This window comes from Humibacter soli, assembly GCF_054779035.1.
The window spans coordinates 1,314,947-1,340,362 of record NZ_BAAGYX010000001.1 but is presented as its reverse complement, the minus strand read 5'-3'; the positions used below and the strand labels follow the sequence as shown (position 1 = coordinate 1,340,362).

Here is a 25,416-nt window from a genome sequence, read left to right as displayed (position 1 = left end):
GATCGAGATGCACGCGCGTTCATGCAGGCGACCCCTGACGTTCACCAAGCTCACCGGAGTCGCTCGTAGCGTTGAAGGGATGACCTCTGCTCCGTCCGATCGCGGCTTCCGCCCGGACATCCAGGGGATGCGGGCGCTCGCCGTTCTCGCGGTCGTCGCGAACCACGCGGGGCTGCCGTTCGCAACCGGCGGCTACGTCGGTGTCGACGTGTTCTTCGTCATCTCCGGATACCTCATCACCGCGCACCTGGTGCGGGAGCACGACGCGACCGGGCGCGTGCGGTTCGGCGCGTTCTACGCACGGCGGGCTCGGCGCATCCTGCCCGCGTCGTTCGCTGTGCTGGCGGCAACCGTCGCGGCGGCGATGCTGCTCGTCGCCCCCGCGGTGCGGCCGCAGGTGCTGGGCGACGCGATCGCCACCGCGCTCTACGTGCCCAACCTCGCATTCGCGGCCCAGCAGACGGACTACCTCGCGAACACAACGCCGTCCGTCTTTCAGCACTACTGGTCGCTCGGCGTCGAGGAGCAGTTCTACCTGGTGTGGCCCGCCCTCCTCGTCGGTGTGTGGGCGCTGGGGATGTGGATGACACGGCGCGTCTCTAATCGGATGACGGACCTTCGCGCTCAGGACCCGATGGCGCCGCGAGCGACCACCGCCACCCGGACGGCCGCCGTTGTGATCACGGTGGTGCTCGCCGCTGTTCTCGTCGTGTCGCTGGTCGCCTGTGTCACGCAGACGTACACCGACGAGCCGATCGCCTTCTTCTCGCCGTGGACGCGTGCGTGGGAGTTCGGGGCGGGAGCTGTGGTCGCGCTGGTGATGCGAGGCAAGAGAGCCTTCGCGGGGGAGCGAAGTGGCGCTGGAGAGCCGAGCGGCGCGGGGGAGCGCTCCGGCGTGCTGCGGCTGGCGATCTCCGGCGCTCTCGCGTGGGCCGGACTGCTGGTCATCCTGGCCTGCTGCGCGCTGTACTCGGCCGGCACGACGTTTCCGGGAGTGGCGGTCATCCTGCCCGTGCTCGGCGCGGTGGCGATGATCGTCGGCGGCACGGGGGAGTCGCGGTTCGGCCCAGCTCGGGTGCTCGCACTCCGGCCCGTGCTGTTCGTGGGCGCGATCTCGTACTCCCTTTATCTGGTGCACTGGCCTGTGCTGGAGCTGGCGCAGGCATCCGTAGGGTACGAACATCCGCTCGCGCTGTGGCAGACCGCCGCGCTCGCCGTCGTGTCGGTGCCGATCGCGTGGCTGCTCTACCGGTTCGTGGAGACGCCGGCGAGACGTGCCCGGTCCGGGCCTGCCGCGCGTCCGCGGAGGACGCTGATCGCTGCGGGGACGGGCAGCGCAGTGCTGGCCGCGACATGTGCGGTTGCGCTCATCGTGGCGACGGCTGCTCCGCTCGCATCCAGTCGGGCTGCGGCATCCGCACCGCCCGCTGCTCCTCCCGTTGAGACCTCGTACGTTCCGACGAACCTCACGCCCGACCTGGAGCATGCAGCTGACGATGATCCGGAGCTCTACTCGGACTCGTGCGAGCTCGACTCGACGGCCAGTGTTCCGCATCCCTGCGTGTTCGGGTCAGGGCAAAAGACGATCGCGCTGTTCGGCGACTCGCATGCCGCGCAATGGTTCCCCGCGATGCGTCGCGTCGCCGACGATGCCGGATACCGCCTGCTCACGCAGACGAAGAGTGGATGTCCCGCCGCCGACGTCGAGGTCGATTACAAGGGCGCCCCCTACGCGTCGTGCGACACCTGGCGTGCGAGCGTGATCGAGCAGTTGCAGAGCGATCCGCTCGACGTGATCGTGATCGCGGACTACGTCGACCCGGTGTTCGAGAAGGCGGGCGACGAGGCGTCGCAGTGGGAGCGCGGCATGCGCAGCACGATCGAGGCGCTCGCCCCGCATGCCCAAGTCGTCGTGCTGGCGGACACGCCGGACATGGGTACCAGTCCGGTCGCGTGTCTCAGCGCGCACCTGACGTCGGCGGATGACTGTGCCCGCCCCGCATCCGACGTGCTGGACTCCGCCACCAGGGCCGCCCAGAAGAGCACCGCGGCAGCGCTGGGGGTTCCGCTGATCGACGTGAACGACTACTTGTGCGGCCGCACCTGCCCTGCGATCATCGGCGACACGCTGGTGTACCGCGACTCGCACCACCTGACCGCGACGTTCGCCGCCGAGCTGGCCGGGCCGCTCGGCAGCAAGCTGGACCCATTGCTCTGAGGGGCTCATCGTCGGGCATCCAGCGCTCTGTGCGGCATGGTGCTGTGCAACGAACAGCGCATCTGGAAGGGTAGGGGAGGACGAGGCGTGGAGGACGAATGTCAGACGGCGAGACCGATCGCGAAGGCAAGCTGGTGCTCATCCGCCACGGAGAGACACCGTGGAGCAGGGTCGGGAAGCACACCGGCGTCACCGATCTGACGCTGACCGAAGTCGGTGAGCAGCAGGCGCGCGACCAGGGGTCGATGCTGCGCGGCCACCACTTCGCGATGGTGCTGTGCAGCCCTCGGATGCGGGCGCGTCGCACGTCTGCGCTCGCGGGGTACGGGCATCCCACCATCGACGACGACCTGGTCGAATGGGATTACGGCGGATATGAAGGCATCACGACGTCGCAGATCCGGGAGTCGCGCGGTGGTGCACCGTGGGATCTGTGGACCGACGGCGTCGTCCCGGGCGAGACACCGGGGGAGACCGCCGAGCAGGTTCAGGCCAGAGCACAGCGCGTGATCGACAAGTGCACCGACACGCTGCAGCGCGGCGAGGACGCCCTGCTCGTCTCGCACGGACACTTCTTGCGGATGCTCGCGGTCACCTGGGCCGACCTGCCCATCGCGGCCGGGGCCATCCTGCGGCTCAGCACCGGCAGCGTCTGCGAGCTCGGGTACGAGCACGAGCGGCAGGCGATCCTGCGCTGGAACTGCCCGCCCGACCCGCGCATCGACTTCAACTAGCCACTACGGCAGGCTCGAAAAGGGGGACCGTCAGCACGCCCTCGATGCGGCGGCGGATGACCGCTGGCATGTCGACCGACGTCGGATCGAGCAACCACTGCACCTGCAGCCCGTCCATGAGCGCGGTGAGCTCGACGGCGGTCTCGTCCGCGTCGACGCCCGGTGCAAGGTGGCCGGCGGCGTCCGCGCCTATCAGCGCACGAGCCGTGCCTCGCCGGATGCGCTCGTACCGCTGCACGAAGTAGTCGTGTGCCGGGTGCGTCGGCGAGCCGGCCTCCGCCGACAGCACCGCGTAGAGACCGATGATGCCAGGAACCGCAGTGTTGTGCTCAGCGAGATCGACCATGCCGCGCAGCACGCCGAGCCCGTCGGCGGATGCCGAGCCGTTGCGCCTGAAGCGGTCGTAGTCCTCTTTGTCACGCGTCTCGAGCACCGCCTCGAGGAGCGACTCCTTGGTGGGGAAGTGGTGCGACAGCCCGGCCCGCGAGATGCCGCACTCCTGCGCCACCTCGAGCATGGTGGCGCCGTTGAATCCGACGCGGCCGAAGAGCTCGGTGGCGACGCCGATGATCTTCTCGCGGCGTGCTCGGCCTGCTGCGTATCCGGGTTCGGTGGGCGTAGACATCTCCTTCATTGTGCCGTTCGGCACGGTCATCCCGAGGCAAAACCGGCACTTTTGCAGATTTTGGCAGCAAAACCGACACTTGTGCCGGTTTCTTGTGTTACGTTGTCGTCGGTCGCGCTGCCCGCCCGGCCCGGATGCCCAGCGTCGGGCGTCTGCGTCACCCCTCAGCAAGGACTTCCCGTGACAATGTCGTCAGAACCGTCGGCCGCGGTCGACACCCCGATCACCACGAACACCTTCATCGCCTCGGCGGACGGAAACGAGGATCCGCCAGAGCCGATCAAGGGTGTTCGTCGCCTGCTCTGGTGGATCATCCCCGCCAACTTCAGCATCTTCCTGATCTGGGGTGCGGTGCCCGGCATCCTGCTCCCGCAGCAGATCACTGCGCTGAACCCGACCGACAAGGTGGCGAACCTGGCCATCGTCTCGACCATCGGCGCGTTCGCCGCCATGATCGCGCAGCCCGCTGCCGGACAGATCTCCGACCGCACGAGGGCGCGATTCGGTCGTCGTGCTCCGTGGATCTTCCTCGGCGCTCTCGCCGGCGGACTGTCGCTGGTCGGCCTGGCGTTCGCGAACAGCCTGGTCGGAATCGCGATCGCGTGGACGCTCGTGCAGATCACCTACAACTTCGCGCAGGGTCCGCTGAGCGCCGTGATGCCCGACCGCGTGCCGCTCGCACGACGCGGCACCTTCGCCGCGCTCTCGGGCATCGGCCTGATGGTCGGAGCGCTCGGCGGCCAGATCATCGGCTCGTTGTTCTTCAACAGCATCGCCGTTGGCTACGTCTTCTTCGCCGTGCTCGCGCTGGTCGCCCTGACACTGTTCATCGTCTTCAACCCCGACTACTCCAGCAAGCAGGCGCCTCGCGAGCCGTTCCAGCTGGGCGACTTCCTGCGCACGTTCTGGGTCAACCCGATCAAGCACCCGGACTTCTTCTGGGCGTTCACCGGCCGGCTGTTGCTCTACACCGGATACTTCGGCGTCACCGGGTTCCAGCTGTACATCCTGACCGACTACCTCAAGGTGGGAAAGCCCCAGGACGTCATCCCGCTGCTCGGCATCCTGAGCCTCGTCGGCGTGCTGATCGCCACCGTCGTCTCCGGACCGCTCTCCGACCGGATCGGTCGTCGCAAGCCGTTCGTGTTCGGGTCGTCCGTCGTGATGGGGCTCGCGCTGATCCTTCCGTGGGTGTGGCCGACCCTGACCTCGTGGATGATCATGGTGTTCATCCTCGGTCTCGGCTTCGGCATGTTCCAGGCGGTCGACACGGCGCTGATGAGCCAGGTGCTCCCCTCGGCGAAGTCGTTCGCGAAGGACCTCGGCGTGGTGAACATCGCCGCGACCCTGCCGCAGACGCTCGCGCCCGGTGTGGCCGGCGCCATCGTGCTGGCCTTCGGGTACTCGGCGCTGTTCCCGGTGGGCATCGTGCTGAGCATCCTCGGCGCATTCGCCGTCTGGTTCATCAAGGCGACCAAGTGAGCGACATCCATCAGCCGACCCACCTGAACCACTTCATGGAGGAAGAGAAATGACTACGACCGACACGGAGCAACAGGCCCGGTTCCCCTACCAGGACGCCTCGCTGAGCGTCGACCAGCGAGTGGACGACCTGCTCTCGCGCATGGAGATCGCCGACAAGGCCGGGATGCTCTTCCACACCATGGTGTCGCTCGGCGATCCGACGGAGGGCAATCCGATGTTCGGCCTGCCGTCGGCCGAGTCGATGGTTCGCAAGCGCCGCATGAACCACTTCAACATCCTCGGCGCGACCCCGGGCGGCCGCGAGTTCGCGGCCTGGCACAACGAGATGCAGCGACTCGCGCTGCAGTCGCCGTTGGGCATCCCGATCACGTTCTCGACGGATCCGCGCCACGCATTCAGCGACAACCCGCTCGCCTCGATGATGGCCGGGGCGTTCTCGCAGTGGCCCGAGACGCTGGGCTTCGCCGCGATCGGCTCGCCGGAGCGGCTGCAGCGGTTCGCTGAGGTGGCGCGCCAGGAGTACGTCGCCGTCGGTCTGCGGGTCGCCCTGCATCCGCAGATCGACCTTGCGACCGAGCCCCGCTGGTCACGCATCTCCGGCACGTTCGGTGAGGATGCCGACCTCACGTCGGCTCTGGTCGTCGGCTATATCCGCGGGTTCCACGGCGAGAGCTTCGGCACCGAGTCGGTCGCGACCATGGTCAAGCACTTCCCGGGTGGCGGGCCGCAGAAGGACGGCGACGACCCGCACTTCGCATGGGGTCGCGAGCAGGTCTACCCGGGCGACGCAAGGGAGTACCACCTGAAGCCGTTCATCGCAGCGATCGAGGCGGGCGCCACTCAGATGATGCCGTACTACGGCATGCCGGTCGGCACCGACTGGGAGGAGGTCGGCTTCGGTTTCAACAAGGCGGTGCTCACCGATCTGCTGCGCGATCGCCTCGGCTTCGAGGGCATCGTCTGCACCGACTGGGGCCTGCTGACCGACGCCGCCGTCATGGGCGGCGAGTTCCCGGCACGGGCGTGGGGCGTCGAGCATCTCATCAGGCCGGAACGCATGCTGAAGGCCATCGACGCAGGCGTCGACCAGTTCGGCGGCGAGCTCTGCACCGACGTGCTGCTCAACCTCATCGCCGACGGGTCCGTCACCGAGGACCGACTCGACGTCTCGGTGCGCAGGCTGCTGCGCGAGAAGTTCCTGCTCGGACTGTTCGACGACCCGTTCGTCGACGAGGACCACGCGGAGGCCGTCGTCGGCCGCGCCGACTTCGTGACGGAAGGGCTGGATGCCCAGAGCGACTCGCTCACGCTGCTGACGAACACCGACGCGGTGCTGCCGCTTCAGCGGGGCATCCGCGTGTACGCCGAGGGCGTGGACGCGACCAAGCTGGCGCACTATGCGACCGTCGTCGACACGCCGGAGGATGCCGACGCGGCGATCCTGCGCATCAAGGCGCCGTTCGAGGCCGGCGGCGAGGGCTTCGCCGCGTTCTTCCATTCGGGCTCGCTCGAGTTCCAGGAAGAAGAGCTGGCGCGGCTCACCGCAATCGCGAACGCGGTGCCGACCGTGATCGACATCTACCTGGACCGTCCCGCGGTGCTCGGCGGCCTCGAGGAGTCGGCTCGCGCGGTGCTCGCCGACTACGGCGCAAGCGACGACGCTGTGCTGCCCGTGCTGTTCGGCGACCGTGGGCCGCAGGGCTCGCTGCCGTTCGACCTGCCGCGATCGATGGATGCAGTGCTCGCCAGCCGCTCGGATGTGGCGTTCGACACGGAGAACCCCACTTTCCGCTTCGGCCACGGCCTGCGGTACTGACCTGGCACGGCTCCCTCTCGCTGGTTGAGGAGCACCGCCCTCTCGCTGGTTGAGGAGCACCGCCCTCTCGCTGGTTGAGGAGCACGCCGTAGGCGCGCGTCTCGAAACCCGTTCCCCTCGGGGCGTGGGTTTCGAGACGCGCGCCGCTGCGCTGCGAGCTCCTCAACCCGCGGGAGAGAACGCGCGCGGCTGCGCTGCGAGCTCCTCAACCCGCGGTGAAGGGTGACCGCTTACAGGTCGTAGGAGTCGCCAGGCTGCAGGTCGATGAAGGTGCCACCGCCCTGCTCGGTCGCCCACTGGATGCGGCCGTCCGCCATGTTCTTGCCCACAACGGAATTCACCATCTCGTGCGTCGAGAACGAGTGCTTGGGCTTCAGCTCGAGCACGTAGTCGATGAACTCGCCCGCCTTGAGCCACGGTGCGGATGACGGCACAGCAAGCACCTCGATCTCGCCGAGCTCGGGCGCGGCGAAGGAGTCGCCCGGGTAGGCGAGCTTCTCGTTGACGATGACGCCCACGTTGTCGACGACGGGGATCGACGAGTGGATGACGGCGTGCTTGCCGCCGAAGAACCGGAGGCTGAAGGGGCCCGCCTCGACCGAGTCACCCGCGTGCACGGTGATCACGTCGAAGTCGGTCGCAGCCTTCGCCACGCCCTCCGGACCGTAGATGACGGCGTCGGGGCTGGCCTTGAGGATGCGCTGCAGCTGCTCGGGAGTCCAGTGGTCCCCGTGCTCGTGCGTGATCACGACGGCGACGGTGTCGGTCGCCTCGGTGATGGGCGTGGTGAACGATCCGGGATCGACGAAGAGCTTCTTGCCGTCTTCTTCGAGGATGAGTGCCGCGTGCTCGAGCTTGGTGAGTTTCATGTCTCCATTCTTGTACCGGGAATGATGAGGTCGCTCCGCCGTTAATACCCCTAGGGGGTATCATGGAAGCGATGGACATGCACACCGACGGACAGACCGAGCACACTCACGCCGGCCACGACCACGACCACGACGCGCACGAGCAGATGACGCACGAGCATGCGGAACATGGCCACGAAGCGCACGATCACGGTGCCCACGAGCACGCCGGTCACGACCACGGTGGCCATGACCACAGCGCGCACGACCCGGCACAGTTCCGCAGGAAGTTCTGGTGGTCGCTCGTCCTCACTGTGCCGAGCATGGTCTTCTCGACCGGATTGCAGGACATCCTCGGCCTGAGCGGTCCGCGGTTCCCCGGCAGCCAGTACATTCCGGCTATATTCGGCATCGCCGTGTTCCTCTACGGCGGGCTCGTCTTCATCAGGGGCGGCATCACGGAGCTGCGTGCCAAGCAGCCGGGCATGATGACCCTGATCTCGCTGGCCATCGTCGTGGCGCTGGGATACAGCCTCGCCGTCACGCTCGGCATGCCTGGCATGGACTTCTGGTGGGAGCTCGCCACCCTGATCACGATCATGCTGCTCGGCCACTGGATCGAGATGTCCGCCGTGATGGGCGCGCAGAACGCCCTGGGCGAGCTGGCATCCCTGCTGCCGGACACGGCGGAGGTCGTGAGCGAGGACGGCACCCGCTCGGTGCCCACCGCGGAGCTCTCGGTGGGTGACCGGGTGCTGGTGCGTCCAGGGTCAGCCATCCCTGCCGACGGCACCGTCGTGGCGGGCCGCAGTGACGTGGACGAGTCGCTCCTCACGGGAGAGTCGGCGGCTGTCGGGAAGGATGTCGGGGCATCCGTCGTCGCAGGCAGCGTGAACGGCTCCGGGTCACTCACCGTCGAGGTGACGAAGGAGCGAGACGACACCGCGCTCGCCGGCATCATGCGCCTCGTCGCCCAGGCCCAGGCCAGCAAGTCCGGCGCACAGTTGCTCGCCGATCGTGCCGCGGGATGGCTGTTCTACGCTGCGCTCGTGTCGGCCGCGGTGACGCTCGTCGTCTGGCTGTTCGTCAACCCGGGCGACCCGGGCTTCGTGCTGGAGCGCGTCGTCACGGTTCTGATCATCGCCTGCCCGCACGCGCTGGGCCTCGCCATTCCGTTGGTCGCGCAGATCGCGACGTCGCTGGGGGCGAAGAACGGCATCCTGGTGCGCAGTCGCGCGGCCCTCGAGGATGCACGCCGTATAGATGTCGTGCTGTTCGATAAGACCGGCACGCTCACGCAGGGACGTCAGGGCGTGGCCTCCGTCGCGGTAGCCGCGGGGGAGAGCGAGGAGCGCGTGCTGGCGCTCGCCGCGTCGGTCGAGGCGGAGGCCGAGCATCCGATCGGGCGGGCGATCTTGGAGTCGGCGCGGGAGCGCGGCATCCGGTTCAAGAACGCCGTCGACTTTTCGGCGCAGGCCGGCAGGGGAGTGGTCGGGACCGTTGAGGGATCGACGGTGACCGTCGGATCGCCCAGGGTCGTCGCTGAGCGCGGGCTCGCGGTCGCGCCGCAGGTGGCCGACGCCGCGGAACGAGCGCAGGCTGCGGGCAACACCGTGGTGTTCGTTGTGGCGGGCGACACGGGCGCCGAACGCGTGATCGGTGCGATCGCGATCGCCGACGTGGTGCGTGAGGAGTCGAGGGAGGCCGTCGCCGCGCTCCAGCGGCGCGGCGTGCGCGTCGCGATGCTGACGGGTGACTCCAAGGCGGTGGCCGACGCGGTGGCCGCAGGGTTGGGCATCCACGAGGTGATCGCCGAGGTGCTGCCGGACCAGAAGGCGGCAGCGGTCTCGACTCTGCAGGCGGACGGCTCGCGCGTGATGATGGTCGGCGACGGCGTGAACGACGCGCCCGCGCTCGCGCAGGCCGATGTCGGTGTCGCGATCGGGGCCGGTACGGATGTCGCCATCGAGTCGGCGGGCATCGTTCTCGCGTCGAGCGATCCGCGCGGGGTGGCGATGACGATCGCGCTCTCGGCGCACACGTACCGCAAGATGACGCAGAACCTCTGGTGGGCGGCCGGTTACAACATCGTCGCGATCCCGCTCGCGGCGGGTGTTCTGGAGCCCTTCGGGGTCATCGTTTCGCCGGCGCTCGGCGCGGTTCTGATGAGTGTGTCGACGATCGTGGTCGCCGTGAACGCACAGTTACTGAGGCGTGTGCGGCTGGGTTGACCGTGTCGGGGGCCGGTGCTCCGCCATAATCGGGTGCATGACGAGCACGCCGGACCCCGACGTACCCGCCTCGGCTGCTGCCCCGAAGCTGATCGCCGTCGCCATCAATCCGCAGGCGTCGTTCGGCAAGCACCGCGGGGTCGGCCCGGGCGTGGTCTCCGCCCTCGAGGCGGCAGGGCACAGGGTGCTCGTGCTGGCGCAGCCGAACTACGAGCTGCTGCGCCGCGAGACGGGACGGGTCGTCGAGCAGGAAGCTCTCGACGCCCTCGTGGTGGTCGGCGGTGACGGCATGGTGAGCCTCGGTGTCAACTTGGTGGCGGAGACGGATGTCGCACTCGGCATCGTCGCGACCGGCACCGGCAACGACATGGCGCGCACCCTGGGCCTGCCCATCGACGACCCCGACGCCGCGATCGCTCGCGTGACGCGGGCACTCGGTCGTGAGCCGCGCCGCATCGACCTCGGTCGGGTGCGGCACGGCGAGCTCTTCACCTGGTTCGGATGCGTGCTCTCCGCCGGGTTCGACGCGGTGGTGAACGAGCGCGCGAACAAGATGACCCGGCCGAGGGGATCGAGCCGCTACACGCTCTCGATGGTGCGGGAGCTGCTCACCTTCCGACCGATCGCCTACCGGCTGGAGGTGGACGGTGTGACATCCGATCGCTCGGCAATGCTGGTGTCGGTGGCGAACGGACGCTCCATCGGGGCAGGCATGATGATCACGCCCGACGCCCGACTCGACGACGGGATGCTCGACCTCTTCGTTGTCGAGGCCATGTCACGATTCAAGCTGCTCCGCGTCTTCCCGAGGGTCTTCAAGGGGACGCACACGACCCTGCCCGAGGTGTCGATCGTGCGGGCGCGCAGCGTGAAACTGCAGGCCGAGGGGGGCGTGATCGCCTACGCGGATGGCGAGCGCGTCGGCCCCCTCCCCGTGGAGGTCACCGTGGTGCCCCGCGCAATGTCCGTGCTCGTCTGAGTCTTCTGTCGCTCGCGGGGAGGGCGCGGGATGGAGGCGCGAAGCGGTCCCGATTTGAAGGGGCGACGGCGGTATGGCATACTCGATGAGTTGCCTTTTTCGGCACCAGACCGGCCCCATCGTTTAGCGGCCTAGGACGTCGCCCTCTCACGGCGGTAACGCGGGTTCAAATCCCGCTGGGGTCACATCAGCCCGGTTCCCTTGTCAACACAGGGGAGCCGGGTTTTTCGCATCGCACGGAGTGGCCCCTCGAGGGGGTCGGGCCGTCTCGCCCGCTCGGGTGTCACACTTGTCGTGGCGTCACACTCGCGTCGGCGGAGGGCTGCTCATGGGCGGTGCACGGCGGTCAAGGGCCGCGGGGATCGCCGCCATCGTGGTGGCCGGCATGCTGCTCGCCGGGTGCAGTGCCGCCTCGCCCACACCTGTGACTCCGTCCGGCACGACCCCGTCCGGAGACGCGCCGCAGGCAGACATCCATCGACTCGTCGATATCGGTGGAGGCCGAACGATCGCCATCGACTGCCGAGGCACGGGCTCGCCGACGGTGATCCTGGTGTCGGGCACGGGTGGCGCGGCCGACGAGTGGATGTCGACAGTGGACGCCTCTGACCCGAAGGCGACTCCCGCGCTCAGCAGCCAGTCGGTCTTCGACACCCTGTCCCGCACGACGAGGGTCTGCGCGTACGACCGGCCGGGCACGACCCTGGTGTCCGGTGCCCCGGTCACGTCGACGGCCGTGCCTCAGCCGACGACAGCGCAGGACGGGGTCGCGGATCTCGAGGCACTCCTCGACGCTGTGCATGAAGACGGCCCGTACGTGCTCGTCGGAGCGTCGTGGGGCGGGATGATCGCCCAGTTGTTCGCGCGCGAGCATCCGCGGCAGACGAAGGGGATCGTGCTCGTCGACTCGGCGTCGGCGTTCCTGAAGGACACGATGACCCCGACGCAGTGGGCCAAGTGGATGGCGGTCATCGCGTCGTCTCACGCCTCGGCGAGCGCCGAGGAGCCGGACTACCAGCGCAGCCTCGCCGAGCTCGAGGCCGCGCACGCCATGCCGCGCGTCCCGGCGACGGTCCTCTCGTCCGATCACGCGTGGGATCTCGGGGTCACCCCGGGCACCTCCACGTGGCCGGCCTGGCTCGCCGCCCAGGACCGGCTCGCCGCGTCCCTTCATGCCACGCACATCAGCAAGACGGACAGCGGTCATGGGATCGCGGTCGAGCAGCCTGCTCTCGTCTCGCGCGCGATCGCGGACGTCCTCGCGGAAGCCCGGTCGAGGTAGGAGTCATCGATGCGAATCAGCCGAGGCCTCACGGTCGCAGCCGGCCTCGTCGTGGTCGCGCTCCTGACCAGCGGGTGCACGGCTGCCAGCGAGCCGGCCTCGTCGCGGTCATCCGATCCGGCGAACGGCGCCGACGCGTCGGGATCGACACCGTCCCCCACTGGCAAGGTGACCGCCGTCTGGGTGCAGGCGATGGATGACGCGCAGGTGGTGCACGCGAGCGACGGCAAGAACCACGTGGAGTACAACCTCGTCGTGGTGAACGCGTACAGCGATCCCGTGACCCTCACCCGCGTGACCGCCACCGATGCCGATGGCCACGAGCTCGGCACGATCAGCGGCAGCCGTCTCGCCGCCGCGACGCAGACGCTGTTCACCCACGCGACGTCCGCGTCCATTCCGGCGTCCGCCGCCGTCGCTGTCGAGGTCGATCTCGCGCTGACCTCCGGTGAGACCGTCCCCGAGCACGTGTCGAACCGTGTCGAGTACGCCCTGCCGGCGAGCCTGCCGGGCAACGTCATCGTCGACGACACCGTCGTGCAGGGGCCTCGGGTCGACGTGGATGCCGCCAAGCCGATCACCATCGCGCCGCCGCTCCGCGGTGATGGGTGGCTTGCGACCTCCGCCTGCTGCTCTCCTAACGTGCACCGTGATCTTCGCCTCGCGGTGGACGGCCAGAGTTGGGCGACGGCCGAGACCTTCGCTGTGGACTGGGCCCAGGTCAAGGGGGACCGTCTCTACGAGGGCACCGGCAGCGCCAACGAGCAGTTCTACGGGTTCGGGGCCGACGTCGTCGCGGTCGCCGACGCAAGGGTGGTCGCGGTGACGGACGGGGTCCCGGAGTCGACCCCGTTCACGGCCGGCTCGCCGGACTCCAAGGAGGGGTTCGGCGGCAATCAGGTCATCCTGAAGCTCGCCGACGGCGTCTACGCTGCGTACGCCCACCTCCAGCCGGGCAGCATCAGGGTGCACATCGGCGACGACGTCACCATGGGCGAAGTGATCGCGAAGCTCGGCAACAGTGGGCCATCCCAAGGTCCCCACCTGCACTTCGGGCTGCTGGACAGGCCGGACCTCTTCACCGGGATGAGCCTGCCGTTCGTGCTCCGGTCGTTCGACCTCGTCGGAACCGTCGATCTGGCCTCGGCCACGGGTGACACGCTGCAGATCGCGCCGACGTCGCAGAAGGCGCACGACGCCTACCCGCTCTACGGCACCGTCGTGGATTTCTGAGCCGTCCCGACTGTCGCCTCACTCGATCAGTCCGGCGGCCGCCAGCTCGGGACGTCGTCGTCGAGGGTGAGCCATCCGCGGGACCGACTCTCGTCATCAGCGACGTCGATGAAATCGGCGACGGGTTGTGCCAGCTGATCGTCTCGCCACACGATCGACCACGGGTAGAAGGGCTGGAACTCCGCCGGCCGATGCACGGGCATGCCGAACTGCCGGTATCGGAACGCGTAGGACTCGAACTCGAGCAGATATGCGATGCCCGGAGCGCGGAGCATGCGCGCGAGGCACTGGTCGAAGGTGCCGGGATTGCCGAGCCAGCGGAAGGAGAGACTCGCCCTCCGCTCGAGCGCCGCGAGGTATTCGCCGTGCGCGTTGAACAGGACGGATCCTGGTGGGTCTCCGAACACCTCGATCGGCCGTTCGTCAAGGCTCGCAGTCTCGGCGACCGGGTCTCCCCGTCGTCCGACGAGCCAGAACGGCTCGAGCCGAAGCGGTCGGTGGTGCCATCCGGTGGGATGGCCGGCGATCATCGCCGGGGTGAGGCGCAGGATGGCGACATCGAGCCATCCGCTCATCAGTGCATCGAACTGGCGCTGGCTGTCCATGGAGCTCGCGATCACCGGCGTATCGGGGAATCGCGTCGAGAACGCGTCGACGACGAGCCTGCTGGTGTCGAGGTCGAAGATGTGGGCAACGCGAATCCCGGAGCCCTCGGGGTGGGTCATGCGCTGTGCGTGAGCGAGCAGGACGCGCGCGTCACGCAGGAATCGCGTGCCTTCCTGGGTCAGCGACACGTGACGGCTGTCGCGAGCGAAGAGCCGGAAACCGAGGTCGGCTTCCAACCGGCGGATCTGCTTCGAGAGCGCAGGCTGGCTGATGTGCAACTTCGCGGCGGCGCGCCCGAAGTGCAGCTCGTCCGCGACGACGACGAAGTAACGCACCATCCGAAGATCGAGATCCACATTGTCCTCCCATAGGGAAGGCTGCCGCTTCGCACAGATCGATGCAAGATCGGTTATCGATCGGTCGTGAAATAACCATGGACGCCGCGGTCCCTTGTGGTGTGTGCTGGCCTCATATCCGAGTGCGCGAGGAGGCACAGTCATGGCACGTCCCGTGGTCTTCATTCACGGTCTTTGGCTTCATGCGAGCAGCTGGCAGCCATGGATCGACCGGTTCCGTGCCGCCGGATACGAGCCGGTCGCACCGGGATGGCCGTTCGAGGGCGAGACCGTCGCCGATGCACGCGCCAACCCCGAGGCTGTCGCCAACATCGGCATCGACGAAGCGGCGCAATCGTTCGCCGAGGTCGCCAAAGGCCTCGGCGACGACACGATCCTCATCGGGCACTCCTTCGGTGGACTGATCGCCGAGAAGCTGCTCGGAGAGGGAGTCGGCGCAGGTGCTGTCGCCATCGACCCGGCGCAGATCAAGGGAGTGCTTCCGCTTCCACTCGCCCAGCTGCGATCGGGGTTCCCGGCACTCGGAAACCCGGCGAACCTGCACAGAGCCGTCTCGCTGACCAAAGCCCAGTTCCGATACGGCTTCGGCAACGCCGTCGACGAGGCCGAATCCGACGCGTTGTACGAGCAGTGGACCATCCCTTCGCCCGCTCGCCCGCTGTTCCAGGCCGCGGCGGCGAACTTCGTCATGCACTCGCCGGCTGCCGTCGACACGAAGCGCACACCGCGAGGACCGCTGCTGCTCATCTCCGGTACTGCCGACCACACCGTGCCCGACGTCGTCACACGGTCCACCTTGAAGCAGTATCGCGACGCGATGTCGGTGACCGAGCTCAAGCAGTTCGAGGGGCGGGGCCACTCGCTGACGATCGATCACGGTTGGGCCGAGGTGGCGGATGCCGTGCTCGAGTGGCTCGCCGCCCAGGGCCTCTGACGAGGAGCCGCCATGGACCTCGGATTGGAGGGCGCTCTCGCCATCGTGACCGGCGCGGGCCGCGGAATCGGCCTCGCTGTCACCCGCACACTGGTCGCAGAGGGCGCGAGGGTTCTGGCGGCATCCCGCACCATCACGCCGGCGCTGACGGAGCTCGTCGGCGGCGGCGCAGTCGACGCGGTCGAAGCCGATCTCACCGACCCGGACAGCTCGGCCGCGCTTGTTGCCCGGGCTGAGGCGATGGGCGGGCTGGGCATCCTCGTCAACAACGTCGGCGGAGTGCGTCCCCGCACGGGTGGCTTCGAATCGGTGACCGACGACGAATGGACGAAGACGTTCCTGCTCGACGCGCTGAGCGCCATTCGGATGACCCGCCTGGCGCTTCCCGCTCTGCGCACCGCCGGCGACGGTGTCGTCGTCACCGTCGCGTCGGTGAACGCGCGGCTGCCCGATCCCGCTGTCATCGACTACTCCGCTGCGAAGGCGGCGCTCGTGAACTTCTCGAAGTCGCTTTCGAAGGAGGTCGGTCGGGACGGCATCCGCATCAACACGGTGAGCCCGGGGCCGGTCGCCACGGATCTCTGGCTCGGCGACGGGGGAGTGGCCGCGACGTTGTCGAGCGCGGGCGGTGCCGACAAGGCGGACGTCGTGGCGGGAGCCGAGGCATCGATGGTGACCGGACGTTTCACGAAGCCCGACGAGGTCGCGGCCCTCGTGGCGTTCCTCGCCAGCAATCGGGTCGCGGGCAACATCACCGGTGCCGACTTCCTGATCGATGGCGGGCTCACCGCGGAGCTCTGATCGCTGTATCAGACATCGTCGTCCGGCGTCGCAAGCTACCCTCGAGGCCACCGAACGACGTCGACGAAGAGAGACCGCATGACCGACTCACACGCGCAGCACGCCCACGAGAACCGCGCGCCCGTTCCGCTGAGATTCGAGGTCGTCGTGCTGCCTGTGACCGACGTCGACCGTGCGAAGGCCTTCTACCAGGGCCTCGGCTGGCGGCTGGATGCGGACTTCCCGATCGATGAGCACTTCCGCATCGTGCAGTTCACCCCTCCGGCGTCACCTGCGTCGATCCAGTTCGGGCTCGGCACATCCACCGCGACTCCCGGCTCTGCCCAGGGGTTGTACCTGATCGTCGACGACGTCGAGAAGGCGCGGGCCGACTTGATCGCCCGCGGCGCCGAGGTGAGCGAGATCTGGCACGGTCGCGGGCTCGGCGCCGAAGGGCACGCGCCGGGACCCGATCCGCAGCGTTCGTCGTACGGCAGCTTCGCCTCCTTCGCCGATCCGGATGGCAACACCTGGCTTCTGCAAGAGGTGACCGACCGTCTGCCAGGTCGAGTCTCCCTGACCGATGTGCAGGGGCTCGCGGACCTGCTGCTGGAGACCTCACAACGCCACGGCTCTTTCGAGTCCGTCGCGCCGGAGCACAACTGGTGGGACTGGTACGCCGCATATCTCGATGCCCGTCAGAGCGGCGACACGAAGGACGAGGCGTCGGCAGCCGCCGATCAGTACATGGCCGAGGTGAAGGGCATCGTCCCCGACGCGGGGTGAGCGGCGCAGTGGTTCGAGCAAGCGAGCGGCGGACCCGCATCCCGTGAAGCAGTCCGTGATCGCTTCGCTCGACGAGCTGACGGATGTCGCGCGCGAGGTCGGCGCCGTCAATACTGTCGTGATCACCCCGGATCGTCTCGTCGGCCAGAACACCGACGTCTACGGCTTCAGCGAGTTGGCGGCGCGTACGTTGAGGAACGAGCGCGCAGACATTGTCGTGCAGTTCGGAGCGGGAGGGGCCGGCGCCTCCGTCGCCTACGCACAGCTGCAGCGCGGCGTCGACCGCCTGACCATCGTCGACATCGACACCCGCCGTGCGGAGGCGCTCGCATCTTCGATGGGCGGGGTGTTCGGGCGATCCCGTGTCGTGGCGGCAAGACCAGACGAGTTCCACGATCTCGCGGGCGAAGCCGACGGATTCGTCAACGCGACGCCGATGGGAATGGCCGGACACCCTGGCAGTCCGGTCGATCCGGAGCTCATCACCGACCGTCACTGGGTCATCGACATCGTCTACCTGCCGCTGGAGACGCAGTTCATGCGGGATGCCACCGCTCGCGGGGCTCGGGTGACGGGTGGTGCGGCGATGACTGCTTTCCAGGCGGCCGGTGCGTTCGAGCTGTTCACCGGGGTCTCGCCCGATGCTGAACGCATGCTCCAGCACATGCAGGCACTCGTGGCAGAGCGGCTTGCAGGCTGATCGATGCCGCGCGAGGTGTTGTCCTCCGCGAGCGGACCGTGAGTCTTTGGCTTGTCGTCCACAGCGAGGCTTTGAATCCACTTATCCACAGAAACTGCATCTGATCAGGGATTCGCCCCTCTCAATGTCGGTGGCTGCGGGTTGAGTTGAGCCATGAAGGACCTCGGCGCAGAACTCGGCACAGCTACAGCTGCCGTGAAGGCTGCGCTGACGGTTCGCCAGGTTCCGACTCTGGTCGACGATGAACTGCTGAAGGCGATGGGTGCCATCGAGGTGCTTGGCCGGTCCGTCGACGCGCTGCGAGTGGCGGTGGCTGCCGAGGCTCAGGAGCGCTCTCGCACCTCCCTTGGCTCGGATCGCCTCTCGGCCCGCAAGGGATGCCGCACGGCCAACGAGCTGATCGCCCGCGTCACGCAGGTGACTGAATCGACAGCGGCTCGCCGGTCCCGGCTGGGTGCGACCATCCGTGTCCGTGAGACCCTGACGGGCGAAGTACTGCCGCCTATCTTCGCAGCACTGGCGGGGGCGATGGACGCCGGCGCCCTCGGCATGGACTCGGCCATTGCCATGACCGCCGTGCTGAATGCGGTCGCCAGCCGGGCGGAGCCGGGCCTGCTCGAGCAGGCAGAACGCGCCCTTGTCGGGTGCGCCCTCGGGGTCGAGGTGACGACCGGGGAGCCGATCGTGCCTTTCACGGCGGATCAGACGCGCATCCAGGCGATCCAGTGGCAGGTCGCGCTTGATCCTGACGGCGTCGAGGCGCGTGAGGACCACGCCATGATCGCTCGCGGCATAACGAAGATCGGCACTCGAAACGGGCTGGTGCGCTACTCGATGCACCTGCTTCCCGAGATCGCCGGCAAATTCGATCGCGCGGCCGATTCCTGCCTCTCGCCGAAGACCACCGGTCGTTTCCTGACGCCGGAAGAAGAAGCCGACGCGGAGGTCAATGGAGACACTCGAACGCCGGTGCAGCAACGACATGATGTGTTCGCCGCGATGGTGGATGCAGCGGTGCGAAGCGGGGAGCTTCCGACGGTCGGTGGAGCGTCGCCGACCGTGCTGGTCAGCGTGAGCGCTGACGACCTCGAACCCGAGTCCGAGCCCGAGGGCGCATTTACGGCAGGGTCGACAGCGGGCGTAGCGGCCCCGATCGGTGCGGGATGGATCGACGGAGTCGAGATCCCGATCTCACTCCGCGCGGTGAAGCAGTTCGTCTGCACCGGCGGCGCGCAGAAGGTGCTGTTCGACCGAAAGGGCAAGATCATCGCCCTAGGTTCACCGGAACGCGTCTTCACGCCGCAGCAGCGCAGGGCGATCAGCCTCCGCGATGGCGGATGCGTCATTCCGGGATGCCAGATCCCGGCCGGCTGGTGCGAGATCCACCACGTGATCGAACACGCACGCGGCGGCCCGACCCACACGGACAACGGGGTCATGCTCTGCTGGTTCCATCACCGCACGATCGAGGCCAGCGGGTGGCAGGTGCAGCTGCGCGATGGCGTTCCACATGTGAGACCGCCGTGGTGGGTCGACCACGAGCGACGCTGGCGAAGAGCATCGAAATCCCGCACGGGGCCCCGCCGCGACGGCGCCGCGTTCACACGTGACGCCGTGTTCACACGTGACGCCGGCGCCACCTGATCAGCGCCAGGAGTCCTCCGCCCGCGAGCAGGATCCCGAGCCCCGCCAGCAGAGGCGTCACGGCATCGGACCCGGTTCCGGCGAGGCCACCGCCGTTCGATGAACCGGATGTCGGGCCCGGTGTCGTCGGTGTCGGGGTGGGTGTCGGAGTCGGTGGAACCGGGTCGTACTCGTTCGTGATCGTCACGATCTGGGCATCAGGCACCGGGCCATCCGACGAGGACGGCTCCAGAATGCCGACCGTGCCGGGCGCGATGGTGCGACTGTCTTCGCCGTACGACCCCGGGTCACCGTTCTCGGACACATCGCATGACGCACCGATCGGGATGCCGTCCACCCTCGCGGTGTAAGAGTCGCCGCTGTCCAGGGTGAGCGTCGCGGCATCGCCGAGGTCGAGCTGAGCGTCGGCTGCCGCACAGCTGACCCCGGCATCGAAGCTCGACGGAGCACGTTCAGCGTCATCCCCCGTGATCTTCTTCACGACCTGCAGGGAGCCGGTCAGCGGGGTGACACCCACCTTCACCGGCGCCTGTGCGAGCGGAGCCGCGTTGTTGGAGAGCGTCGCCTGCACACCGCTTTGGTTGTAGTCGAACAGGGATGGCTGGGGCACGGCGGTGGTCATCCCCTGAGGATCAGCCGACGACACCGGCTGATCGATGGTGCGAGCGGTGGCGGTGATGGTGCCACCAGGACCGAGTGGCCGGTTCGCAGGGAGCGTGACGACGACCCGGAACCCGGTGATGTCGACGGGGTCGCCTGCGTAGGCATCCAACGCCGTCCACGTGTTCGATGAGCAGGTCGGATCGGTCGACCACTGGGTCGGGGTTCCCGTTCCGACGCACAGGTTCGAGTCGGTGGAGACCTCGATGGTCTGCGTCGAACCGAGCGGCGCACTCACCTGCACCCCGTACGCGACATCGAACACGGCCTTCCAGGTGCTTCCCCGCGCTGCACCGGTGGAGAGCAGCTTGTCGCCGGGGGTCGGCAGCGGATCGACCATCGTCACCGAGGAGTACGGCACGGTGCCGCTGTTCGTCACCGTGAGGAGCCATTCGTCGGTGCCCCCCATGCGTGTGTTCGCCACGCAGGGCGCGTAGTAGTAGCCGTTCACAGGCTGGCAGTTCGCGTTCGGGTTGAGGGGATTCTGCGCCCCGCTGACGAGCGGATCGACGACGTCACCGCGCACCCCCTTGGTTGCCAGCAGAGCCGGCCCCGGGATCGGCTGCACGAAGTTCGTCGTGCCGCACTCGTTGTCGGGCAGACCGCCGACGACGCCCTGGCCGTTGCCAGACGTGTTGGTGCACGAGGCCAGATCCTCATCGGTCTGCACGACCATCTGGTTCGTCGTCGACTCGTTCTCGTTCAGCCCGGGCTGGAGGATCAGTCCGATGGTGATGGTGAACTGCTCTCCCGGCTGCATCCGCCTGCCGTCTTCGGGCCACGCGAAGGTCAACGTGCCGGCCTGCCGGTCATCCGTCAATGTCACAGCGGTCGACAGGGTGCCCCCGTCGCTGTCGACGTATGTCGGATCGGCTCCATCCCACCTCAAGTACTGCGGGAGTGTGTCGACCAGTGCTGGGACGGTGAGGATGCCGGTGCCGGTGTTCGTGAACGTGAGGGTCCATGGCACCGACGACCCTGGCGACACGGTGTGCCTGTCCTGGAACGGATCCTTCGCCACGTCGAGGTCGAACGTTCCGGGCTGAAGTGCGAGGTCGGATTCGGCCTGTGCTGTGTCATCCGGATACAGGTCACTCGTTCCGTCCGTGCGGTGCGTCGTCGCCGTCGCGGTGTCGTTCACCGTTCCCGGGAACGGGATGTCGGTGCCGTCGCGCGCGGTATCGCGCAGCTGCACGTGGAGCACCGCCGAGGCGCTGAACGCCTGCGGGGGAGCGGTGTTGGAGAACAGCCCGCCGTCGGCGCGGTCGAAGACGAACCGGATCCCGGTCACATCGGCCGGATTGACCCCGGCGGGCAAGGCTGCCGTCGCACCCGACGTCCCCGTCGTCCACGTGGTCGAGCCGTTCAGCTGCACGTCGACCTCGACCTGATCGGCGCCAGCGGGCAGGGTGACATCGGCAGCCGACAACGATGTCAGCTGGAAGTCGTTCCAGAAGCCCTGGTCGGAGTCTTCGATGGTCACCTGGTTCGTGGGCACCGTGGCGTCAGGTCCTTGGGCCGCGCCGAGCGTGACGGTCACAGGATCGGTTCGGTTCGCTTCGAGCACGCTCTGCGGATCGATCGACTTCGATGCTGTGATGTCCAGCTGGCCCTGGACCAGTTTGACCTGTGCGTTCGAGCTGTCGATCGGCGTGCTCCCCGCCTGGTCCGCACTCGGGTAGAGCACCGGATCGTACGACTGGGCGAACGCGAAGTTCGACACCGTCTCCGGTGTCACGAAGATGATGGGGTCGCTGCGCAGAGAGACCCGTACCCGGGTGTGCATGACCATCGCGAGCTTGTCGCCGGAAGTGATCGTGCCTCCGGTCGTCGCCGGATCGGTCCCCTGGTAGGTGACGCTCACCCCCACGACATCTTGAAGGTCGGCTTCCGTCATGGCCTGTGCGCCCGTGATCGTCGTTGTCGATGTCGTCAGAACGCCACCAGCGCTGCGGTGAAGGAGCGTGACCACGGAGGCGTTCGGGTCGACCTCCGCAGCGTCGTAGGTGAACGTCAGGCCGGTCAGTGTGAAGGCGTCGAAGGGGTTGGACGCGTCATAGGTGTAGCCCGCGAACGGATCGGCGGCCCATGCACTCGGGTCGCTGGCGCAGGAGCTCACCTGGTTCTGCGCACACGGCATCGGGTCGGTCACACGCACATACGATGCCCGCGACGACGACGTGCTGTTCGCGGTGATGGTGAAGTCGTTCGTCGGGTAGCTCGACGGGGGCACGTCGCCGGGATGCGGAAGCGCGATCGTGTCTTTCTGAGTGGACTTGACGACGCTGACCCCCGGCGGCTGATCGAGGATCAGGATCGTGTCATCGGCGCCGCTCGTCTGGGTGCCGCCGGCCTGCAGGACCGCATCCACCTGCTCGTGGTTTCTGACGAGCCCTTCGGTCGATGTGTTGTAGAGGGTGCTGCCGTTGACCCAAGTTCCGTCGCTGTCCGGCACGCGCAGCGTGTTGCGCAGCGTCCACACGAGGTTGAAGTGGCGCGCCACACTGCTGGATGAGATGCCGGATCCCGGCTGCGGCCGCGTCGGGTCCGTGCTGCCCGATCTCGCTGCGTCGTTCGGCACGACGGTGATCTGCATGCCCGTCGTCGCGGCCCGCTCCGCTGGGGTCAGGGTGTAGCCGACAAAGCCCGTGCCGTTCATCCAACTGCCGCCTGGCGGCGCGATCACCACCCAGCCGCCGTTCTCGTACAGCCGGATCTGCGACACGGTGTCCCACTGCAGGAGGGAGTCCTGCGCGGTCGTGATCGGTGCGATCTGTGTGAGGTCGAACGCCTGATAGGTCGTCGCCTGCGCCGGCGCCGGGTTGCCTGCGGGGCCGACGGCACCGTCGGAGACCGTCAGCGACGCGTACCCCGTCGTCGTCACTCCCCAGTCGAGAACAGTTCCGGCCTGCTGACCGGATTGCGAGGCGACCTGGGTGAGGTCGCCGGAGAAGTCCGGCGTCGTCCATCTCTTGCCCGCGATGAGCGATCCGTTCTCGCCGCTGTTGGTCTCGATCGCGGCGTTGTCGCTGCCGTCGACCGGGTCGCTGGTGATCGTCTGGCCTCCCGCCTGACCTTCGCCCTGCGCGGTGGCCGTGTTGCCGTAGACGGACGGACCTGCGTCCGGCACGCTCGTCGGATCGCCCGAGTAGCGCTGATCGCTGCGAGCCGCGAAGGTCATGTTCGGCTGCACCGTTGTGCCCTGCGGGAAGCCGGCAGGATCCGTGAAGTCGAACTGCAGTCCGGTGATCGTTCCTTGCAGGTTCGACGGGATGTCGCACGAGTACACCGTCACGCCGGTCACCGGTAGGCCGCACCAGTCGGCCGTCTGCCACGTCGCGCCGTCGTCTGTCGTGTAGGAGATGCTCAACGTGGCGCCGGCCGGCACCTGCGTCGGTGCGATCTCGATCGGATTGAACGCGTTCCAGAAGCTGCTGTCGTCATGAGGGGTCGGGGCGACGTCGGTGACTGTGATCGAGGTGGGCGTGACGAAGGCGGAGTCCGTCCCTGTCGTCGCCGGCAGTTCGACCGTGACCGTGCCTCCTGGCTCGACGGGTGACTCGGCTGCGTCTGGAACGATGATCTTCTGCAGGGCGAGGCTGATGTCCGGGTCGTAGACGTTGAGCTGGGCAGTGTCCTGATCGGAATTCGTCTTGCCGCCGGCCGTTCCCGTGACGTCGACGGTGTTGGTCGAGGTTCGCGGGCTCGTCGCCTCGGTGACGTATGCCAACGACGGTGTCACCCCGAAGCTCGCGCTGGCCGTCGCATTCTGGTCGATCGGGCCGTCGAACGCGATCTCGAACCCCGTCACCACCTGACCGGCCGGCGGTGCGGGCTGAGGCGGATTGCCGGAGGCGGAGGTGAATGCCTCGGAACTCGTCGATCCGTCGCTGTACGTCCACGTGATCGTGGCGGAGGTGGATGACGCAGGAAACACGATCGGCGCAGTGAAGCCGTCGAACGGAAGCAGCCGGGTGAAGTAGTCCTGATCGGAGATCGTCAGCTGGTCGAGTGTTCCGTCTGACTTGTTCTGCGCGGTCACGGTACCGATGGACTGCACACCGGCTGGGATGTTCTCGGGATCGAACGACTTGCCCGCCTGCACGACGATGTTGATGGGGGTCACGGCGTGGTCGGCCGTGGCGTCCTTGCTCACAGGGGCTTGCCCGGGCACGTTCACCGTGCTCGACGCGGCGTTGGTGGCGGTCCAGCCATCCTCGAGGGACGCATCCGTGTCGCGGTTCGTTGCGCGCTGGGTCACGTCGATCGGTACGGCACCAGCTGAGCCGCCGGGCGTGATCTGTGTTCCGGTGGAGCTCGTGAAGGTGACGCGGATGCCCGCGACATCCCCGTTCTGCACACCGCCTGGGAGCGCAGCGGGAGGCGGCCCCGGGTCGCCGTTCACCCAGGAATACGTGCCGCTCACGGGGTCGAAGACATAGGCGTCCACCTGAACCTGGTCGGCACCGTCGGGAAGTGTGATGTCGCCGAGGCCGGCGAAATCGGTGTAGAGGAACGGGTTGCTCGGGTCGAGTGTTGCGGCACCGTCCGGCGCGGCGGCCGGCTCTTGCAGCACGAGCGAGTCGGCAGGAACGTTCGACGTGTTCTGCGTCGTCAGATCGATGGTGGACTGCGCACCCGGTGCGAACTGCTCGCTCGTCGGCGTCCAGTTCTTGGTCACCGCCGTGTCGACCGTGACGGGAACGGTGATCGTGACGCCTGCGGTGCTCGTCTGCGGCGCGGCGTTGTCAGCCGTCGTCGATGCCGTGTTCGTGATCGACTGACCGTTGTACGGCCAGGATGGGGAGAGATCCTGCGGAACCTTGAGCGTGACGGTCAGTGTGTATGCCTGGCCTGCCGGTAGGCCGACGCCGCCCTCGCCGAGAGCTGAGATGAAGTTGACCGTCGCGGCGCACGAGTCCGTGACGGTGTTGTTCGTGCACCCGGTGATCTGATCGTTCCACTCCACACCGCTCGTACCGGGAGTCACGCTGTAGCTGATGATGGGGAATCCGTCGAACTGAGACGGCAATTGGTCGGTCAACGACGCGTTGATGCAGTCGTTGTCATCGCAGCCGACGCGCATGCTGAATGTGAACTCGTCGCCGGGCGCCGGCGTCGGGTTGCTCACCGACTTGGTGACCGTGAGCGCGCCCTCTCCTGCAGCCTGTGCGGGTGCAGAGGTGGCGAGCGCGCCACCACATGCCAACGCAACGACAGCCACTCCCGTGGCGATGCTCATCTTCCACGAACGCTTCAGCACGCGTCGATCCCCCCAGCGGTGCTGACCCCAAAACAGCACACCGTGCCATATTGCCCTGATCGAGATCAGATTTGTACCCCTTGCGAAGACGCTACCGCGATGCAGTCCGTGGCGGACTATGCCACGGTGCCCGATCCACGGGCCGTTCCGACCTCACCTACTGAAGAGCGGTAGTCCTGCGTGAGACGCAGATCGCCCGGGCCGGGTGAGTTCCCGCGCGCGGGAGGCGGAACCAT

The 25,416-nt window shown here is 67.6% G+C and carries 17 protein-coding genes and 1 tRNA gene; 14 read left to right on the top strand and 4 right to left on the bottom strand.

Annotated elements, in window-relative coordinates; all coding sequences use genetic code 11:
- Positions 1 to 79: 79 nt before the first annotated feature.
- Both ACYVDN_RS06265 and ACYVDN_RS06260 read left to right on the top strand, forming a co-directional pair.
- Entirely contained in the window at positions 80 to 2,218 is a 2,139-nt protein-coding gene (locus ACYVDN_RS06265) for an acyltransferase family protein (protein WP_460569512.1), read from the top strand.
- 98 nt (positions 2,219 to 2,316) lie between these two features.
- Entirely contained in the window at positions 2,317 to 2,952 is a 636-nt protein-coding gene (locus ACYVDN_RS06260; protein ID WP_460569510.1) for a histidine phosphatase family protein, read from the top strand.
- On the opposite strand, the gene ACYVDN_RS06255 is transcribed toward ACYVDN_RS06260, so the two are convergent.
- Positions 2,945 to 3,577, bottom strand: a complete 633-nt coding sequence (locus ACYVDN_RS06255; protein ID WP_460569508.1) for a TetR/AcrR family transcriptional regulator — start codon at positions 3,575 to 3,577, stop codon at positions 2,945 to 2,947. The two genes, ACYVDN_RS06260 and ACYVDN_RS06255, sit on opposite strands and share 8 nt — an antisense overlap.
- 186 nt (positions 3,578 to 3,763) lie before the next feature.
- Here ACYVDN_RS06255 and ACYVDN_RS06250 point away from each other — a divergent pair, with 186 nt between their 5' ends.
- On the top strand, positions 3,764 to 5,059 hold the full coding sequence (locus ACYVDN_RS06250) for an MFS transporter (protein ID WP_460569506.1): 1,296 nt from the start codon (positions 3,764 to 3,766) through the stop codon (positions 5,057 to 5,059).
- Between the two features lie 49 nt (positions 5,060 to 5,108).
- Positions 5,109 to 6,878, top strand: a complete 1,770-nt coding sequence (locus ACYVDN_RS06245) for a glycoside hydrolase family 3 protein (protein ID WP_460569503.1) — start codon at positions 5,109 to 5,111, stop codon at positions 6,876 to 6,878.
- A 230-nt stretch (positions 6,879 to 7,108) separates the two neighbouring features.
- Here the strand turns inward: ACYVDN_RS06245 and ACYVDN_RS06240 are convergent, their stop codons facing one another.
- The gene (locus ACYVDN_RS06240; RefSeq protein WP_460569501.1) at positions 7,109 to 7,747 is read right to left on the bottom strand and encodes an MBL fold metallo-hydrolase; all 639 of its coding nucleotides are present in this window, start codon (positions 7,745 to 7,747) and stop codon (positions 7,109 to 7,111) included.
- A gap of 71 nt (positions 7,748 to 7,818) precedes the next feature.
- Between ACYVDN_RS06240 and ACYVDN_RS06235 the strand changes: the two genes are divergently transcribed.
- The 5 genes from ACYVDN_RS06235 to ACYVDN_RS06215 all read left to right on the top strand — a co-directional run bounded on the left by ACYVDN_RS06235 (position 7,819) and on the right by ACYVDN_RS06215 (position 13,451).
- Positions 7,819 to 9,957: a heavy metal translocating P-type ATPase gene (locus tag ACYVDN_RS06235; protein ID WP_460569499.1), complete on the top strand. Its 2,139-nt coding sequence runs from the start codon at positions 7,819 to 7,821 to the stop codon at positions 9,955 to 9,957.
- 37 nt (positions 9,958 to 9,994) lie between these two features.
- Positions 9,995 to 10,936, top strand: a complete 942-nt coding sequence (locus tag ACYVDN_RS06230) for a diacylglycerol/lipid kinase family protein (protein ID WP_460569497.1) — start codon at positions 9,995 to 9,997, stop codon at positions 10,934 to 10,936.
- 112 nt (positions 10,937 to 11,048) lie between these two features.
- A tRNA-Glu gene (locus ACYVDN_RS06225) sits at positions 11,049 to 11,121 on the top strand.
- A 95-nt stretch (positions 11,122 to 11,216) separates the two neighbouring features.
- The gene (locus ACYVDN_RS06220) at positions 11,217 to 12,218 is read left to right on the top strand and encodes an alpha/beta fold hydrolase (RefSeq protein WP_460569495.1); all 1,002 of its coding nucleotides are present in this window, start codon (positions 11,217 to 11,219) and stop codon (positions 12,216 to 12,218) included.
- Between the two features lie 9 nt (positions 12,219 to 12,227).
- Positions 12,228 to 13,451, top strand: coding sequence for a M23 family metallopeptidase (locus ACYVDN_RS06215; RefSeq protein ID WP_460569493.1), 1,224 nt, complete (start codon positions 12,228 to 12,230; stop codon positions 13,449 to 13,451).
- A gap of 26 nt (positions 13,452 to 13,477) precedes the next feature.
- Here ACYVDN_RS06215 and ACYVDN_RS06210 read toward each other — a convergent pair whose 3' ends face one another.
- Entirely contained in the window at positions 13,478 to 14,413 is a 936-nt protein-coding gene (locus ACYVDN_RS06210; protein ID WP_460569491.1) for a LysR family transcriptional regulator, read from the bottom strand.
- Positions 14,414 to 14,555: 142 nt separating this feature from the next.
- On the opposite strand from ACYVDN_RS06210, the gene ACYVDN_RS06205 reads away from it, so the two are divergent.
- The 5 genes from ACYVDN_RS06205 to ACYVDN_RS06185 all read left to right on the top strand — a co-directional run bounded on the left by ACYVDN_RS06205 (position 14,556) and on the right by ACYVDN_RS06185 (position 19,257).
- Positions 14,556 to 15,347: an alpha/beta hydrolase gene (locus ACYVDN_RS06205; protein ID WP_460569489.1), complete on the top strand. Its 792-nt coding sequence runs from the start codon at positions 14,556 to 14,558 to the stop codon at positions 15,345 to 15,347.
- A gap of 12 nt (positions 15,348 to 15,359) precedes the next feature.
- A complete protein-coding gene (locus ACYVDN_RS06200; protein WP_460569488.1) occupies positions 15,360 to 16,148 on the top strand; it encodes an SDR family oxidoreductase in 789 nt (262 codons plus the stop codon).
- Between the two features lie 78 nt (positions 16,149 to 16,226).
- Entirely contained in the window at positions 16,227 to 16,913 is a 687-nt protein-coding gene (locus ACYVDN_RS06195) for a VOC family protein (protein WP_460569486.1), read from the top strand.
- Positions 16,914 to 16,956: 43 nt separating this feature from the next.
- Positions 16,957 to 17,613, top strand: coding sequence for a shikimate dehydrogenase (locus ACYVDN_RS06190; RefSeq protein ID WP_460569484.1), 657 nt, complete (start codon positions 16,957 to 16,959; stop codon positions 17,611 to 17,613).
- Between the two features lie 153 nt (positions 17,614 to 17,766).
- Positions 17,767 to 19,257 carry an HNH endonuclease signature motif containing protein gene (locus ACYVDN_RS06185; protein WP_460569482.1) on the top strand — a complete coding sequence of 497 codons (1,491 nt, stop codon included), beginning with the start codon at positions 17,767 to 17,769 and terminating at the stop codon, positions 19,255 to 19,257.
- On the opposite strand, the gene ACYVDN_RS06180 is transcribed toward ACYVDN_RS06185, so the two are convergent.
- Complete coding sequence (locus ACYVDN_RS06180) at positions 19,232 to 25,159, bottom strand: hypothetical protein (protein WP_460569480.1); 5,928 nt, start codon at positions 25,157 to 25,159, stop codon at positions 19,232 to 19,234. The two genes, ACYVDN_RS06185 and ACYVDN_RS06180, sit on opposite strands and share 26 nt — an antisense overlap.
- Positions 25,160 to 25,416: the final 257 nt, after the last annotated feature.